This window comes from Streptomyces sp. 150FB, assembly GCF_000818195.1.
Lineage (GTDB): Bacteria > Actinomycetota > Actinomycetes > Streptomycetales > Streptomycetaceae > Streptomyces.
In genome coordinates this window covers 4590494-4606766 of record NZ_JTHL01000001.1, presented here as the reverse complement: position 1 = coordinate 4606766, position 16273 = coordinate 4590494, and the positions used below count along the sequence as shown (strand labels likewise).

The following is a 16273-nucleotide window of genomic DNA, read 5'->3' as shown; positions in this document are numbered from 1 at the left end:
CCCTCGTGCTCGCCCCTGTCAGCCGCCAGGCCGCCGACGGTCCCCCGCCGACCGCCGACCCTCAGCCCTCAGCCCTCAGCCGTTCTTGATCCGATTCGTCAGCTCGGTCACCTGGTTGTAGATCGACCGCCGCTCCGCCATCAGCGCCCGGATCTTCCGGTCCGCGTGCATCACCGTCGTATGGTCGCGCCCGCCGAACTGCGCCCCGATCTTGGGCAGGGAGAGGTCGGTCAGCTCGCGGCACAGGTACATCGCGATCTGCCGCGCGGTCACCAGCACCCGGCTGCGCGAGGAGCCGCAGAGGTCGTCCACGGTCAGGCCGAAGTAGTCGGCGGTCGCCGCCATGATCGCGGCGGCCGTGATCTCCGGCGCCGCGTCCTCGCCGCCCGGGATCAGGTCCTTCAGCACGATCTCCGTAAGACCCAGGTCGACCGGCTGCCGATTCAGCGAGGCGAACGCCGTGACCCGGATCAGCGCACCCTCCAGCTCACGGATGTTGCGTGAGATACGGGAGGCGATGAACTCCAGCACCTCGGGCGGCGCGTTGAGCTGCTCCTGCACCGCCTTCTTCCGCAGAATCGCGATGCGCGTCTCCAGCTCCGGCGGTTGTACGTCGGTGGTCAGGCCCCACTCGAAGCGGTTGCGCAGCCGGTCCTCCAGGGTGATGAGCTGCTTGGGCGGCCGGTCCGAGGAGAGCACGATCTGCTTGTTGGCGTTGTGGAGCGTGTTGAAGGTGTGGAAGAACTCCTCCTGTGTCGACTCCTTGCTCGCCAGGAACTGGATGTCGTCGACGAGGAGGATGTCGACATCGCGGTAGCGCTTGCGGAAGGTGTCGCCCTTGCCGTCGCGGATCGAGTTGATGAACTCGTTGGTGAATTCCTCGGAGCTGACGTACCGCACCCGGGTGCCGGGGTAGAGGCTCCGCGCGTAGTGCCCGATGGCGTGCAGCAGGTGGGTCTTGCCGAGCCCGGACTCGCCGTAGATGAAGAGCGGGTTGTACGCCTTGGCAGGCGCCTCGGCGACCGCGACGGCCGCGGCGTGGGCGAAGCGGTTCGACGCCCCGATGACAAAGGTGTCGAAGAGGTATTTGGGATTGAGCCTCGCGTGCGGCTCGCCGGGTCCGGGGGCCGGGGCGGGCTGGGCGCCGAGCGGTCCCGGCGCTCCCCGGTGCCGGCCGCCGTTGTGGCCGCCGTTGTGGCGGGGGGACTGCGGGTCCTGGAGGTCGTGGCGCTCGTGCTGTTCGTACTGCGGGCGCTCGGGTCCCTGGGGCTGCCGGTAGTCGTGCTGCGGCTGCTGCGTGCGGGGGCCGGTGTAGGGGTCGCGGTCCTGGTAGCCGCTGAGCCGCTGCTGCTGCCAGGACAGGTCTTCCTCGGTGCGGGGCCAGGCGCCGGGGTCGGGGCGCTGCTGCTGGTAGTCCGGGTACGCGGGGCGCACGGACGGCATGCCGTCGTCCGGGGGGCGGTGCCCGTAGTCGTCGTACGCGTCGTTCTGCCGCTGATCGTCGTGGGGCGGGCCCTGGTAGCGGTGCTGCTGGGGGATGGGCGGGGCCGGCGGGGTGGGGCCGGCCACCGAGTCGTCGACGGTGATCGCGATCCGGATGGGCCGGCCGCACTCGTGGCTCAGGGTCTCGACGATGAGGGGGGCGAGCCGTCCTTCGAGGACGCGCTTGCCCCATTCGTTCGGGACGGCGAGCAGAGCGGTGTCGGCGACCAGGACGAGAGGCTGGCACCGTTCGAGCCACTGTTTGTCCTTGGGCTCGACGCCCTGCTGGCCCTCTCTCAGGAGCTGCTCCAGCACGCGTGGCCACACTGCGGCAAGATCGGCAGGTACGTCAGCCACAGGGCACGCTCTCTCGCAGGTCCCACGAATGTGTGCTTCTCGGGACGGGGTGGGAAGACCGGCGGAAAAGAAGCCGGAGTTAAGCAAGGTAGTCAGCGTGACCCGCGCGCATCAAGTCGTTGTCCACAGCCTGTGCACAATGGAGGTCGGCATCTCGCTGGTTTGACCGGATGGCGTAGCCGCGCGTACCGTGACCAGGTCGAGTTGTCGATGGCTGCTGCCGCCTGCCTCCGATGGGCAAAGATCACGAACTGTGGTTGTGAAGCGGTGCACACGGGCGTGTACGCGAGCTTCTCGTGGGCGCACGGTGACAGCCAGGCGATTTTCACGCCATCACACCCTTCTTTTTCTGGAGCCCCCGAGTGAGCAAGCGCACCTTCCAGCCGAACAACCGCCGTCGTGCCAAGACCCACGGGTTCCGGCTCCGGATGCGGACCCGTGCCGGCCGCGCGATTCTCGCCACCCGCCGTGGCAAGGGTCGCGCCCGTCTGTCCGCCTGATCGTCTACAGGTTATGACGTGCTGCCTACCGAGAATCGGCTGAGGCGGCGCGAGGATTTCGCGACCGCGGTACGCCGGGGACGCCGGGCCGGACGCCCGCTTCTCGTCGTCCATCTACGCAGCGGTGCAACGGACCCGCACGTGCCTGGGGAGAGCACTTCCCAGACGCGTGCGGGTTTCGTCGTGAGCAAGGCTGTGGGCGGGGCGGTCGTACGTACCCGGGTGAAGCGGAAACTCCGCCATCTCGTACGCGAACGACTGTCCACGCTGCCCCCCGGTAGCCTGGTTGTCGTACGGGCGCTGCCCGGAGCGGGCGACGCCGATTATGCACAACTGGCCCGAGACCTGGATGCCGCTCTCCAGCGGCTGCTGGGAGGGGGCACGCGATGAAGTACCCGTTGCTGGCTCTGATCAAGCTGTACCAGTGGACGATCAGCCCTTTTCTGGGGCCCGTCTGCCGGTACTACCCGTCGTGCTCGCACTACGGGTACACCGCCATCGACCGGCATGGCGCGGTGAAGGGTACGGCCCTGACCGCCTGGCGCATTCTGCGGTGCAATCCGTGGTCGCCGGGTGGCGTGGATCACGTGCCACCGCGCAAGCGCCCGCGTTGGCATGAACTGCTGCGCAACGCGTGGCGCGGTAGCAAGGGCGGGTACTCCGCCGCTGGCGTGCCTTCCGGGGGGTCCGCCCCCGAACCTCCCAGCCCGGCCGCAGAGACCTCGTCCAAAGCTCAAGGAGCCTGATTAGTGGACACGATTGCCAGCATCTTCAGTTTTGTCACCACGCCTGTTTCGTGGGTCATTATCCAGTTCCACACGCTGTACGGGGCGCTCTTCGGCCCCGATACGGGATTGGCCTGGGGCCTGTCCATCGTGTCCTTGGTGGTGCTGATCCGGATCTGCCTGGTCCCGCTTTTTGTTAAGCAGATCAAGTCGACCCGGAACATGCAGGTGCTCCAGCCCAAGATGAAGGCGATCCAGGAGCGCTACAAGAACGACAAGCAGCGTCAGTCCGAAGAGATGATGAAGCTGTACAAGGAGACGGGTACCAACCCGCTCTCCTCGTGTCTTCCCATCCTGGCGCAGTCGCCGTTCTTCTTCGCGCTGTACCACGTGCTTGCCGCCATCGCGAACGGCAAGACCATTGGCGTCATCAACCAGCCGCTGCTGGACAGTGCCCGCCAGGCGCACATCTTCGGTGCTCCGCTGGCCGTGAAGTTCATGGACAGCGCCGACAAGGTGTCGTCCCTGGGTGCCACGCAGACCGATGTGCGGATCGTCACAGCGGTCATGATCGTCATGATGTCGGCGTCGCAGTTCTACACGCAGCGCCAGTTGATGACGAAGAACGTCGACCTGTCGGTGAAGACGCCGTACATGCAGCAGCAGAAGATGCTGATGTACGTCTTCCCGCTGATCTTCATGGTGATGGGTGTCAACTTCCCGGTCGGTGTCCTCGTCTACTGGCTGACCACCAACGTGTGGACCATGGGCCAGCAGATGTTCGTCATCAGCCAGAACCCGACTCCTGGAAGCAAGGCTCAGGACGCGTTCCTCCAGCGTGTGCTGACCGGGGCCACCTCGCACGGTGAGATCCGGTCCAAGCGCAAGCGGAACATGGTCAAGGCGATCGTTGCCAAGGGCACTGATCGCAATGATGTGGAGCGTAAGTTCATCGGGGCCCTGGCGAAGGCCGGTATGGCCGCGCAGCCCGACGGCACCGTGATCAAGAGCGAGACCGCCGCTGCCGAGGCCGAGGCGGGTGCCGCCGCGCGCCGGCAGCAGCCGAAGCGCCAGACGAAGTCGAAGCGGCAGGCCGCTGTGACTCCTCAGCCGGGTGCCACCAAGGCGGCGAGCAGCGTGTCCACGTCCGCCGGTGGGGACAGGGACACCGAGGCGGCGAAGAAGTATTCGCTGGAGAAGAAGGACGCGCCGCAGGAGGCCCGGTCCACGCCGGCGGGCAAGACCGCCGCCGGTTCCGCACGGCAAGCCAAGTCGGGGCAGCGTAAGGGCCAGCGGCCCAAGCACCCGTCCAAGAAGTAATAAAGGAGTCCATCCGTGACGGAAGGCACCATCTCCGAGGCCGCCGAGGGAGGCGACACCCTTACCCGCCTTGAGCAGGAAGGGGAGATCGCGGCCGACTACCTCGAGGGCCTGCTCGATATCGCTGATCTTGACGGTGATATCGACATGGACGTCGAGGCCGACAGGGCTGCGGTCTCGATCATCAGTGACGCGCCCGGCCGGGATCTGCAGAAGCTTGTGGGGCGCGACGGCGAGGTGCTGGAGGCGCTCCAGGAGCTGACGCGGCTGGCCGTGCACCGGGAGACCGGGGACCGCAGCCGGCTGATGCTGGACATCGCGGGTTTCCGGGCGAAGAAGCGTACGGAGCTCGCGCTGCTGGGCGCCAAGGCGGCCGACGAGGTGAAGAGCACCGGTGAGCCGGTGAAGCTGAACCCGATGACGCCCTTCGAGCGCAAGGTCGTCCACGACGCGGTTGCGGCCGCCGGACTGCGCAGTGAGTCCGAGGGTGAGGAGCCGCAGCGCTTCGTGGTGGTACTCCCGGCCTGACCGGATCATTATGTTCGGCCCCGTCTGTTCACAGGCGGGGCCGAACTTTGTCAGCCTGATAGTCGGCCACCAGGCGGTGGTTCGGTAAGGAAGGACGGTTCCTGTGACGGAGCCAGCAGAGCTTGCCCCCGCGCCGGACGAGGCGCGGACCGTTTTTGGTGAGCGCTTCCCGGAGGCCCTGCGCTATGCCGAGCTGCTGGCCGACGCGGGGGTGAAGCGCGGCCTGATCGGTCCCCGTGAGGTGCCCCGTCTGTGGGAGCGGCACCTGCTGAACTGTGCGGTGCTCTCGGAGGTGGTGCCTCAGGGGGTGATGGTGTGCGATGTGGGCTCGGGTGCGGGGCTGCCGGGGATCGCGCTGGCGCTCGTACGGCCGGACCTGAAGATCACGCTGCTCGAACCTCTGCTGCGGCGGACGAACTTTCTTCAGGAAGTGGTCGAACTGCTGGGGCTGGACCATGTGACGGTGGTGCGTGGGCGGGCCGAGGAGGTCCTCGGCACGATGCAGCCGGTGCATGTGGTGACGGCTCGCGCGGTGGCTCCCCTGGACCGCCTGGCGGGCTGGGGGGTGCCGCTGCTCCGTCCCTACGGGGAGATGCTGGCGCTGAAGGGCGATACGGCGGACGAGGAGATCAAGGGGGCTCGTGCGGCGCTGAGCAGGCTCGGTGTGGTGAAGACTTCGGTGCTGCATGTGGGCGCGGGCATTGTTGATCCGTTGGCCACGGTGGTGCGGGTGGAGGTCGGGGAGAGTCCGGGCGGTGTCCGGTTTGCTACGAAACGGGCCAAGGCGGCGAGGGCCGGTCGTGTGAAGCGGCGCCGTTGAGCCGTACAGTCCGTAGTGCCTATCAAAGATGCTCCATACAAGCAGCCATACCTATGCATTGCGGAGTGTCGTGACGATCTGACCCTGTTGTCCGTGCATCGTGTTTCACGTGAAACGTCGCTCACTGCTGCAGGGCATTATCGGCCGCGGCCGCGCGGCTGCCACACCGCGCGGCCGGAAGCCCCTCGTTAGAGGTACGGAGTTGTCCACAAACGTGGATTCCTCCACAGAACCACGGGCCTCGCTGGTTCACGACCCCGAAAGCATGGCAGGCTCTGTGCATTGCGAGTCTGAAGTCGAGGAGAGTGAATCCTTGCGGTCCGACGCCAACATCGCGGGACCGATGACCGATCCGGTCCCCGGTCCCCGCTCCGAGTCGGCGGGGGAGGATGTTTCACGTGAAACACCGCCCCCGATGGACGACACCCCCATTGGCCGTGCTGCCCAACTGGCCGTGGAAGCACTGGGCCGCGCAGGCGAGGGTCTGCCGCGCCCGGAGCGGACGCGTGTCATGGTGGTCGCCAATCAGAAGGGCGGCGTGGGGAAGACCACGACGACGGTCAATCTTGCCGCTTCGCTCGCGCTGCATGGCGCGCGTGTGCTGGTGATCGACCTTGATCCACAGGGCAACGCCTCCACGGCGCTCGGGATCGATCACCATGCCGAAGTCCCCTCGATCTATGACGTCCTGGTGGAGAGCCAGCCACTCTCAGAGGTGGTCCAGCCGGTCCCGGATGTCGAAGGTCTCTTCTGCGCCCCGGCCACCATCGATCTCGCCGGTGCGGAGATCGAGTTGGTGTCGCTGGTGGCGCGGGAGAGCAGACTGCAGCGGGCGATCGAGGCGTACGAGCAGCCACTGGATTACATCCTGATCGACTGTCCGCCGTCGCTGGGCCTGCTGACCGTCAATGCGATGGTCGCCGGCGCGGAGGTGCTGATCCCCATTCAGTGCGAGTACTACGCGCTGGAGGGGCTGGGGCAGTTGCTGCGCAACGTCGATCTGGTCCGTGGCCATCTCAATCCGGCGCTGCATGTGTCGACGATCCTGCTCACCATGTACGACGGCAGAACCCGGCTCGCTTCGCAGGTGGCGGACGAGGTGCGCAGCCACTTCGGCAAGGAGGTGCTGCGGACGAGCATCCCTCGGTCCGTGCGTATCTCGGAGGCGCCGAGCTACGGGCAGACGGTGCTCACCTATGATCCGGGTTCCAGCGGGTCTCTGTCGTATCTTGAGGCGGCCCGTGAGATCGCTTTGCGGGGTGTCGGGGTGTCGTACGACGGCACGCATGCCCATGTGGGCGGTCAGAACAGTCAGCAGAACATGTCGGAGGGGATCCAGTGAGCGAGCGACGTAGAGGATTGGGGCGTGGGCTCGGTGCGCTGATCCCTGCCGCTCCGCAGGAGAAGCAGACGCCCCCTTCCGGGGGGCCTGTTTCAGGGGCGGCTCAGACACTGACCGCGGAGCGGGGGGTGGCGGCTGCGAAGGTGACGTCGCTGCCTCAGGCCGCGGCGGTGCCGGATGTGGAGACGGACCCGCCCGAGGTGGAGGCGGCTCCGGAGCCTGAGGCGGCCGGGGCGCATTTCGCGGAGTTGCCGATCGATTCGATCACGCCGAATCCCCGGCAGCCTCGTGAGGTGTTCGACGACGACGCGCTGGCGGAGCTGGTCACTTCGATCAAGGAAGTGGGGCTTCTCCAGCCTGTTGTGGTCAGGCAGGTGGGGACGGAGCGCTATGAGCTGATCATGGGTGAGCGGCGCTGGCGTGCCTGCCGTGAGGCCGGCTTGGAGCGCATTCCGTCGATCGTGCGGGCCACGGACGACGACAAGCTGCTTCTTGAGGCGCTGTTGGAGAACCTGCACCGGGCTCAGTTGAACCCGCTGGAAGAGGCTGCGGCCTACGACCAGTTGCTCAAGGACTTCAGTTGTACGCACGACCAGTTGGCGGACCGGATCGGGCGTTCGCGCCCGCAGGTCTCCAACACACTGCGGTTGCTGCGGCTGTCTCCGCGGGTGCAGAAGAGGGTCGCCGCCGGGGTGCTCTCGGCGGGCCACGCACGGGCGTTGCTCGCGGTGGACGACTCCGAGGAGCAGGATCTGCTGGCGCACCGCATCGTGGCCGAGGGGCTGTCGGTGCGGACCGTCGAGGAGATCGTGACTCTGATGGGTTCGCGTCCGCAGAGTTCCCCCAAGGCGAAGGGCCCGAGGGCCGGTGCTCGGTTGTCGCCGGCGCTGACGGATCTCGCCTCGCGTCTCTCGGACCGTTTCGAGACGCGGGTGAAGGTGGACCTGGGGCAGAAGAAGGGGAAGATCGTCGTCGAGTTCGCTTCGATCGATGATCTCGACCGGATTCTCGCCGCGCTCGCCCCCGGTGAGGGCCGCGTCATGGATTCGAGTCTGTCGGACGACGGCGATGAGGATGTGCCCGACGAGGGCTGAGTGGCTCGTACCGCGGTGAAGGGCGGTCCGTGTTCCGGGATTTCCGGAACACGGACCGCCCTTTGCTGTCCCTCGGTGTGCTGCGTATCTCTGGGTGGATACGATGCGTTCTGGTAGGGCACATGTACCTTGATCCACCTGGCGCGGCCGTCCGTGTCGCGTCGGGCGAGGGAAGTGAGGAACAGCCTTCATGGGGCGTCGGCTTGCACCGCTCACGCTGGACAATCTTCAAGACCTGCCCAGGCGGTGCCGGGGGTGTGTTTTCTGGGAGCTTGATCCGGTCAACGGAGAGGCCGCGGTGAAGGCGGGCAGGCCCGAGGCGGAGAAGGAAGCCTGGATCTCGGCGGTTCTTCTGGAGTGGGGTTCCTGCGGCCGGGTGGTGTACGTGGACGATCTGCCCGTCGGGTTTGTGATGTACGCGCCTCCGGCGTATGTCCCGCGGTCCACGGCCTTCCCGACGAGCCCGGTCTCCCCTGATGCCGCGCAGCTCATGACCGCTTGGATAATGCCGGGCTATCAGGGCCAGGGGTTGGGCCGGGTGATGGTGCAGGCCGTGGCCAAGGATCTGCTGCGGCGGGAGTTCAAGGCGATCGAAGCCTTCGGTGACGCCCGCTGGAAGGAACCGGCGTGTGTGCTGCCCGCGGATCATCTGCTGTCGGTGGGCTTCAAGACCGTACGGCCGCACCCGGCGTATCCACGGATGCGGCTGGATCTGAGGACGACGCTCTCGTGGAAGGAAGACGTGGAGCTGGCGTTGGACCGGCTGCTGGGCGTCGTACAGAAGGAGCCGGCGCTGCGGCCGCTGTGATGTGATGCGGCCCCTGTGATGTGGACGCTGTGATGTGGAAACGGCTCCATCCCCCTGGCGGAGGATGGAGCCGTTTCACGTGAAACATCGAGATGAGCGTCAGGCGGTGGTGACACCTTCGCCGATGAAGCTCTCCAGGTCGCGTACGAGCGCGGCCTTGGGCTTGGCGCCGACGATGGTCTTGGCGACCTCGCCGTTCTGGTAGACGTTCAGCGTCGGGATGGACATGACGCCGTACTTGGCTGCGGTGGCCGGGTTCTCGTCGATGTTGAGCTTGACCACCTGGATCTTGTCGCCGTGTTCGGCCGCGATGGCCTCCAGGGACGGCGCGATCTGGCGGCACGGTCCGCACCAGGCGGCCCAGAAGTCCACCAGTACGGGCTTGTCGCTCTTGAGGACATCCTCTTCGAATGAATCGTCGGTCACATGCTTCAGGTCGCCGGCCACGGCGGCCTCCTTAATGTTGTGTGGTGGGGATCGGTAGAGGTCTCAGACGCTGGCGGTCTTCTCCGGCTCGGCGGCCTTTTCGCGGTCGCTGAGGGCGGAGAGGAAACGCTCGGAGTCGAGAGCTGCGGAGCACCCGGTGCCGGCGGCGGTGATCGCCTGGCGATAGGTGTGGTCGACGACGTCACCGGCGGCGAAGACACCGTGTCGGTTGGTCCGCGTCGACGGGGCGTCGACGATGAGGTATCCCTCGTCGTCCAGGTCGAGCTGGCCCTTGAACAGTTCGGTCCTCGGGTCGTGGCCCACCGCGATGAAGAGGCCGGTCACGTCGAGCGGGGATGTCTCACCTGTCCTGGTGTTGCGCAGGGTCAGGCCGGAGAGCTTCTGGTCGCCATGGATCTCGGCGACCTCGCTGTCCCAGGCGAACTTGATCTTCGGGTCGGCGAAGGCACGGTCCTGCATGGCCTTGGAGGCGCGCAGGGTGTCCCGGCGGTGGATGATCGTGACGGACTTGGCGAACCGGGAAAGGAAGGTCGCCTCCTCCATCGCGGTGTCACCGCCACCGACCACGGCGATGTCCTGGTCCTTGAAGAAGAAGCCGTCACAGGTGGCGCACCAGGAGACGCCTCGCCCGGAGAGCGTGTCCTCGTTGGGCAGGCCCAGCTTGCGGTGCTGGGAGCCGGTGGTGACGATCACTGCCTTGGCGCGGTGGACCGTGCCGGCGGTGTCCGTGACGGTCTTGATGTCACCGGTGAGGTCGACGGAGAGGACATCGTCCGGGATGAGCTCGGCGCCAAAGCGTTCTGCCTGTGCCCGCATGTTGTCCATCAGGTCGGGGCCCATGATGCCGTCGCGGAAGCCCGGGAAGTTCTCGACGTCGGTGGTGTTCATCAGTGCACCACCGGCGGTGACAGCGCCCTCGAAGACCAGCGGCTTCAGCGATGCGCGCGCGGTGTACAGCGCGGCCGTGTAGCCGGCGGGCCCGGAGCCAATGATGATCACATTACGGACTTCGCTCACGGGTTTCTTCCTCGTCTCTGCAGACTGCCTACTGCCTACTGGGGCCGGTTCAACGACTCTCACCCCACGCAACGGATCCTACGGGTCTTACATTCCCGTGGTGCCCCTGCGGCGCGGCGGTGTCGTCAGTGACGAGGGTAGGCGTGGGTCAGCAGGACTTTGCCCTTGGTGGTGGGGGCGTTCTTCACGCAGGTCGCGTCGATGACATACGCCTGTACCCGGCTGGTGTCGTCGGCGTGCGGAAGGACGACGAGGTAGGCGTGATCACCGTGGTAGGTGCCCTCCTCCACCGCGATGGCGGGTTCGGTGCGACCGGTGCCTCGCTGGATGCACTGGGGCACGGTGGGCAACTGCTGGAGCATGGGCGAGTTCGTGGTGCTCTGCCGACCGGTGGTGGAGTCACCGTGCTTCTTGCCGTCGGGCCCGGTGGCTGTCGGGCTGGGGTGCAGCAGTGAGTCGACGCTTCCCTTGAGGTGCACGTCGGTGAACTCGACGCCGTTCTGTGTGGCGCCGGCCCGGGTGTCGGCGGGGGCGCTGGCGGCGCTGTTGTCGGACCCGCCGACGGACTGCGACAGCAGGACGCCGACGCCGATGGCCGCCGCTCCGAAGGCGGTGCCGAAGACGGCGCCGAGGACCGCCCTGCGTCGGCGGCGTACGGGTCGGGCGGGGCGTACGGGACCGCTCCGGCCGGGGCCGGTGGCTCCCCTGGAGCGGCCTCCGGGACGGTCGGTCCTGGGCGGGTCCGCCGGGGTGGTGTCCGTCTCCGCGGGGCTCGCCGGTTCGGGCGCCTCGGCGGCGGTCGATGTTTCACGTGAAACATCGATGGTCTCGTCCGGGGCGGTCGCGTCGAGCAGTGCTTCGGCGGCCAGTGCGGCGTCGATGCGTCCTGCGACATCGTCCGGCATCCGGGTCGGTCCTGGCAGGGTGCCGAGCAGTCCCTTGATCTCTTCCAGGGAGGCGTGGACATCCGCGCAGAGCGGGCAGCCGTCGAGGTGCTGCCGGACCTCCGCGGTGCGTGAGGGTGGGAGCAGGCCTTCCATGAGGTCGGCGATTTCCGAGACGTCCGGGTGCTGAGCCGTGCCCGTCGTCGATGTCATGTGCGCCCACCTCCGCCCTTCGCTGCGGCAGGATCATTCGGTCCTGCGTTCCTCTGCCCTGATGCCGGTGGGACGGATGCCTCCGGCGTCCGGTTCCTTCCCCTGCGCGGACCGCCGTTATCCTCCGGGTCTCCCCGCAGATGGCTGACCATCGGCAGGAGTCTGGCTCTCCCCCGTGCACAGCGGCTTTTCACCGTCCCGGTGGGGACGCCGAGGACACGTGCCGCTTCGGCCACGGGGTATCCCTGCATGTCCACGAGGACGAGCGCGGCGCGCTGGTCGACGGGGAGCTTGGCCAGTGCGGCGAGGAGCTCACGGTGGAGGTCCTCGCGCTGGGCGGGTTCCTCAGCGGATTCATGGGGTTCGAGGAGCTGTTCCAACCGCTCCGTGTCGTCCATGGGGGAGGTCTTGCGGGAGGAGGCCTTACGGACCCGGTCGAGGCAGGCGTTGACGGTGATGCGGTGCAGCCAGGTGGTCACCGCGGACTGGCCGCGGAAGGTGTGGGCGGCGCGGAAGGCGGATACGAGGGCGTCCTGGACGGCGTCGGCCGCTTCCTCACGGTCTCCCAGCGTGCGCAGGGCGACGGCCCAGAGGCGGTCGCGGTGACGGCGTACGAGCTCGCCGAAGGCGTCGGGATCACCTGCGACATGTGCACTCAGAAGGTCTTGGTCGCTCGTATCGCTGAGAGCTGCGTCGTCCAACGGTGTGCCCCCTCCCCTGGGTCGCGTTAGCTGGTGACGCTGATTTCCGAGACCCTGCCGCGGAAACTGCCTGCGCTGGTCTGCGGAAGCTTGGTCAGCCAGACCAGAACGTACCGTGTCCGGAGGGGCTTCCCCGGCTTGAGGGCTACTTTCTCACCGGATCCCTCGGCAACCTTCGTGAAACTTCCCAGCGTGGAGGGGCGCTGTGTGGTGTCCGCCGACGCGGCCCTCAGTTCGACCGAGGTCTGTCCGTCCAGGAAGCTGACGTTCACGGTGCCGACCTGCTGCGTTTTGCCGAGGTCCAGCACGATGCCGACGCCCGACTTCAGGTTTCCGAAGTTCGGGGTGTCCTTGTAGCTCATGGTCTGCCAGTACGTGGCCGGGTTGCCGTCGTAGCTGTCTTTTATCTCGTCGGGGTTCTCGACGCCGTTGCCTTCGGGCGCGGGGTCGAAGTCGTAGGCGGAGACGATGCTGAGCGGTTTGCCGGCCTGGAGGGCCTTGTCGTTGCCGTTCCCCGTGGTCGTCTGGGTGTTCGCGGGGTCGTCGCTCTGCTTCTCGTTCTGCTCGAGGAGGCGGTCGGCGACTTGCCAGCTACCGAGCCCGAGCGCCGCGATGAGGAGCGCAGCGACGAGCCACTTGAGGGTCTTGCCCGTACGGCTCTGGAGCGGCGCGGGGGGTACCGGCTGGGGCGTGACGGGCACCGCTGTGCCGGGGTGCGAGCGTCCGTAGGTGCCCTGCTGGTAGGTGGTTCGCTGGTATTCGGGCGGGGCGGTGAACGTGGGCTCCGGAGGCTTGATGCGCGGCATCTCCGCGATCGCCTTGGCCAGTTCGTCCGGGGTGGTGCAGGGCGGTTCCTGACGGGACGCCGTGGCGCCGTCGTTGACCAGGGCGCGCATGGCGAGTTCGGAGAGGCCGCGGTGGATGCCGGCGCGGACCTGGTCGGGAGCGATCAGGCCGACGCCCTTGGGAAGGCCGGAGAGCCCGTAGGCGTCGGTCTCGTACGGCCAGCGCTGGGTCAGCGTGGCGTACAGCAGGGCGCCGATCGCCTCCGTGTCGGTGCGCTGGGGCCGTTCGGCGCTGATACCTCGCAGCGCCGCGTTCACGGCGAGGCCGCGGATGCGGTACTGGCCGCTGGATGTCCGCAGCACCGCTCCTGGTGTCAGCCTGAGATGGGCCAGGCCTTCACGGTGGGCCGCTGCCATGGCTCCGGCGATCTGGCTGACGAACTGGTAGGCGTCGTGGGCGTCCATCGGACCGGCGGCGAGCAGTGCGGTGAGTTCGACGGAGTCGGGCAGCCATTCGTGGACGACGTAGACGAGGTCGTCCTCCTCGACGGCGTCGAGGACCTGTACGAAGCGCGGGTCGCCGAGGAGCGCGGCGGATCTGGCGGCCGCCAGTACGGAGCGGGCTCGTGGATGGTTGGCCGGAAGCAGGTGGACACCGACGGCGCGGCGCAGTTTCTCGTCGACCGCACGCCAGCTACTGAAGCCGTCCAGTCGGGTGACGCACTCCTCCAGGCGGTAGCGTCTGGCCAGCTTGTGGCCGCTGTGCAGCTCGGGGGCCGTGACGGTCGGCTCGGTGCTCTGCCGCTCGCCGGCCGACTCCGATGCGGACTCTTCGTCAGTATCCTTGGCGTTCTCGGCGTCCTTGACCTTCGCCACACCGTCGGTCGTGGCCTTGTCCGCCTTGGCGGACAGCGGCTCATCGCCGCTGTTGTCGGCCACGTCGACGGCAGCCGTGCTACGTTCCGCCACCGTCGCTCCTGCCTCCCCATCCGTTGAGCACTATCCAACAGCCAAGCCAATTGTGCCCACAGTCCGGCACTATGCACGACACGCGGTGGCCGGTGATGGTTGTGCCCGGCCGCCGCTTCTAGCGTCCGAGACGACCGCGCACCATGCCGACCATGGCGTTGATTTCCTCGATCCGCATCTTCTTGGCCGCGAGATAGAAGACGCCGAGGAGGACGATGCCGCCGCCGATCAGGGCCACGAGAGCGCCGACAGCGCCGTTGCCCGCGCTGTGGAGTACGAAGTAGCCGACGGCGCCGCCGGCGAGGGCCGCGGGGATGGACGCCAGGCACAGGCGTGCGTAGGTGCGCATCACGCGGCCGCCGTCCAGGTCGCCGCCGAGGCGGTTCTTGAGCCTGCGCCAGGCGACTCCGACGCCGACGGCGTAGGCGAGACCGTACGAGGCGGCCATGCCGACTACGGCCCAGCCGGACGGCAGGACGAGGTAACTGACGCCGGAGGCCGCCGCGTTGACGGCGGCGACGATGACCGTGTTGTAGAAGGGGGTCCGGGTGTCCTCGTACGCGTAGAAGCCGCGCAGGACGACGTACTGCACGGAGTACGGGATGAGCCCGAGGCCGAACGCCATCAGGATGAAGCCCATGGACTGTGCCGATTCCAGGCCGCTCGACGAGAACAGCAGGGTGGACATCGGGACACCGAGGGCGAGGAAGGCGAAGGCGATCGGGACGATCGCGACCGCCGAGTTGCGCAGGCCCTGGGAGATGTCGTCGCGTACGGCGCCGGGGTCGCCGTCGTGGGCGGCGCGGGAGAGCCGGGGCAGCAGGGCCGCCATGACCGAGACGGTGATTATGGCCTGCGGCATGCCCCAGATGAGCTGGGCGTTGCTGTAGCCGAGGATGCCGGCGCCGTCCTTGCCGGAGGCCTTGCCCGCCGCGGTGGCGAGGCGGGTGACGACCACGACACCGGCCTGGTTGGCGAGAACGAACAGGACGGTCCACTTGGCCAGCTTGATCGTCTTGCCGAGGCCGTGGCCCTTCCAGTCGAACCGGGGGCGGAAGCGGAACCCGGCCTCGCGGAGGTAGGGAATCATCGCGAGCGCCTGGACGGTGAGGCCGAGCAGGGTGCCGACGCCCAGCAGCCGTACGCCCTCCGCCGGGATCGTCTTGACGCCGATGCCGGAGTCGGCGGCGGTGCCGTACACATAGATGAAGAGACCGAACGTGACGATCATGACGATGTTGTTGAGGACCGGGGTCCACATCATCGCGCCGAACTTGCCGCGTGCGTTCAGGATCTGACCCATGACCACATGCACACCCATGAAGAAGATCGTGGGCAGGCAGTAGCGGGCGAAGGTGACGGCGACGTTGTTGGCCGCCGGGTCGCCGGCGATCGTCGGGGACATCACGCTGATCAGCAGCGGCGCCGCGAGGACCACGATGGCCGTGATGACGCCGAGGGCCACCATGACGAGGGTCAGCAGGCGGTTGGCGTACGCCTGGCCGCCGTCCTCGTCGTCCTTCATCGACCGTACGAGTTGCGGGACGAACACGGAGTTGAGGCCGCCGCCGACGGTGAGGATGTAGATCATCGTGGGCAGGGTGTAGGCCACGCTGAAGGAGTCACCGAGGAGGGCGGCGCCCAGCGCGGCGGTGAGCACCAGGCTCCGTACGAAACCGGTCAGCCGGGAGACCAGGGTGCCCGCCGCCATCAGCGCGCTCGACTTGAGCAGTCCTGATGCCTTGCCGCCCGCCTTCTTGGCGGGGGGCGGTGCGGTGACCGGTTCCGGGTCGGGCGGTGCGGGTACGGGGCCGAGGCCCTGCTGGTCGCGGTAGAGGTGCGCGAACGCGTCGGGCTGGGTGGCGTCGTCACCGGCCTGGGAGACCAGCTCGTCGACCCCGGTGAACTGGGTGGTCCTCGGGTCGTCCCCGTACGGCAGGCGGCGGGAGAAACCCTCGGGTTCGGGCGCCGGGGTCTGTGCCCAGACCCGCGGGTCAGGGGCGTGCTGCTGCACCGGGGGCTGCTGGTAGAGCTGCGAGGAGTCCTGGTACGGGCCGGGGGGCGGCGGCGGGTGCGCGGCGCCGTCGTACAGCGCCTCGCTCACCGGGTCCTGCGCGGCGAGGTCCTGCGCCCAGTAGGGATCCTGGGTGTAGGCGTCCTGGACATAGGGATCCTGGCCCGAGTGCCCCGGCGGGGGAACCTGACCTGCCGGATCGCCGCCCGCGCCTTGTCCGCGGTCACCGTCGTACGGCGCGTTCATGGTTACCCCACCTCATCGTCC

16 protein-coding genes are annotated in these 16273 nt (G+C 67.6%); 9 read left to right on the top strand and 7 right to left on the bottom strand.

Features of this window, described 5'->3' with window-relative positions:
• Window positions 1–75: 75 nt before the first annotated feature.
• Window positions 76–1839 (bottom strand): chromosomal replication initiator protein DnaA, encoded by a 1764-nt coding sequence (gene dnaA, locus QR77_RS19670; protein WP_078876897.1) that lies wholly within the window; start codon window positions 1837–1839, stop codon window positions 76–78.
• 362 nt (window positions 1840–2201) lie between these two features.
• Here dnaA and rpmH point away from each other — a divergent pair, with 362 nt between their 5' ends.
• The 9 genes from rpmH to QR77_RS19640 all read left to right on the top strand — a co-directional run bounded on the left by rpmH (window position 2202) and on the right by QR77_RS19640 (window position 8976).
• Window positions 2202–2339 (top strand): 50S ribosomal protein L34, encoded by a 138-nt coding sequence (gene rpmH / locus QR77_RS43795; RefSeq protein WP_030354375.1) that lies wholly within the window; start codon window positions 2202–2204, stop codon window positions 2337–2339.
• Between the two features lie 18 nt (window positions 2340–2357).
• Window positions 2358–2729, top strand: coding sequence for a ribonuclease P protein component (rnpA, locus tag QR77_RS43790; protein ID WP_078876895.1), 372 nt, complete (start codon window positions 2358–2360; stop codon window positions 2727–2729).
• On the top strand, window positions 2726–3085 hold the full coding sequence (gene yidD / locus QR77_RS43785; protein ID WP_078876893.1) for a membrane protein insertion efficiency factor YidD: 360 nt from the start codon (window positions 2726–2728) through the stop codon (window positions 3083–3085). Before rnpA ends, yidD begins: the two co-directional genes overlap by 4 nt.
• 3 nt (window positions 3086–3088) lie before the next feature.
• A complete protein-coding gene (gene yidC / locus QR77_RS19665; protein WP_040023291.1) occupies window positions 3089–4384 on the top strand; it encodes a membrane protein insertase YidC in 1296 nt (431 codons plus the stop codon).
• 15 nt (window positions 4385–4399) lie between these two features.
• Complete coding sequence (locus QR77_RS19660) at window positions 4400–4912, top strand: R3H domain-containing nucleic acid-binding protein (RefSeq protein ID WP_040023290.1); 513 nt, start codon at window positions 4400–4402, stop codon at window positions 4910–4912.
• A 103-nt stretch (window positions 4913–5015) separates the two neighbouring features.
• Window positions 5016–5732 carry a 16S rRNA (guanine(527)-N(7))-methyltransferase RsmG gene (rsmG, locus tag QR77_RS19655; RefSeq protein WP_040023288.1) on the top strand — a complete coding sequence of 239 codons (717 nt, stop codon included), beginning with the start codon at window positions 5016–5018 and terminating at the stop codon, window positions 5730–5732.
• A gap of 265 nt (window positions 5733–5997) precedes the next feature.
• Window positions 5998–7074 (top strand): AAA family ATPase, encoded by a 1077-nt coding sequence (locus QR77_RS19650; RefSeq protein ID WP_078876891.1) that lies wholly within the window; start codon window positions 5998–6000, stop codon window positions 7072–7074.
• Complete coding sequence (locus QR77_RS19645; RefSeq protein WP_078876889.1) at window positions 7071–8168, top strand: ParB/RepB/Spo0J family partition protein; 1098 nt, start codon at window positions 7071–7073, stop codon at window positions 8166–8168. Before QR77_RS19650 ends, QR77_RS19645 begins: the two co-directional genes overlap by 4 nt.
• Window positions 8169–8358: 190 nt before the next feature.
• Window positions 8359–8976, top strand: coding sequence for a GNAT family N-acetyltransferase (locus tag QR77_RS19640; protein WP_040023285.1), 618 nt, complete (start codon window positions 8359–8361; stop codon window positions 8974–8976).
• A 99-nt stretch (window positions 8977–9075) separates the two neighbouring features.
• On the opposite strand, the gene trxA is transcribed toward QR77_RS19640, so the two are convergent.
• The 6 genes from trxA to murJ form a co-directional block, all read right to left on the bottom strand.
• Complete coding sequence (trxA, locus tag QR77_RS19635) at window positions 9076–9423, bottom strand: thioredoxin (protein WP_040023284.1); 348 nt, start codon at window positions 9421–9423, stop codon at window positions 9076–9078.
• Between the two features lie 42 nt (window positions 9424–9465).
• Window positions 9466–10440 carry a thioredoxin-disulfide reductase gene (gene trxB, locus QR77_RS19630; RefSeq protein ID WP_040023283.1) on the bottom strand — a complete coding sequence of 325 codons (975 nt, stop codon included), beginning with the start codon at window positions 10438–10440 and terminating at the stop codon, window positions 9466–9468.
• A 125-nt stretch (window positions 10441–10565) separates the two neighbouring features.
• Window positions 10566–11537 (bottom strand): hypothetical protein, encoded by a 972-nt coding sequence (locus QR77_RS19625; protein WP_040023280.1) that lies wholly within the window; start codon window positions 11535–11537, stop codon window positions 10566–10568.
• Window positions 11534–12238, bottom strand: a complete 705-nt coding sequence (gene sigM / locus QR77_RS19620) for an RNA polymerase sigma factor SigM (protein WP_040023278.1) — start codon at window positions 12236–12238, stop codon at window positions 11534–11536. The genes QR77_RS19625 and sigM overlap by 4 nt, the downstream gene beginning before the upstream one ends.
• 26 nt (window positions 12239–12264) lie before the next feature.
• Entirely contained in the window at window positions 12265–13992 is a 1728-nt protein-coding gene (locus tag QR77_RS19615; protein WP_040023276.1) for a protein kinase family protein, read from the bottom strand.
• Between the two features lie 118 nt (window positions 13993–14110).
• Window positions 14111–16252 carry a murein biosynthesis integral membrane protein MurJ gene (murJ, locus tag QR77_RS19610; protein ID WP_040023275.1) on the bottom strand — a complete coding sequence of 714 codons (2142 nt, stop codon included), beginning with the start codon at window positions 16250–16252 and terminating at the stop codon, window positions 14111–14113.
• Between the last annotated feature and the right edge of the window lie 21 nt (window positions 16253–16273).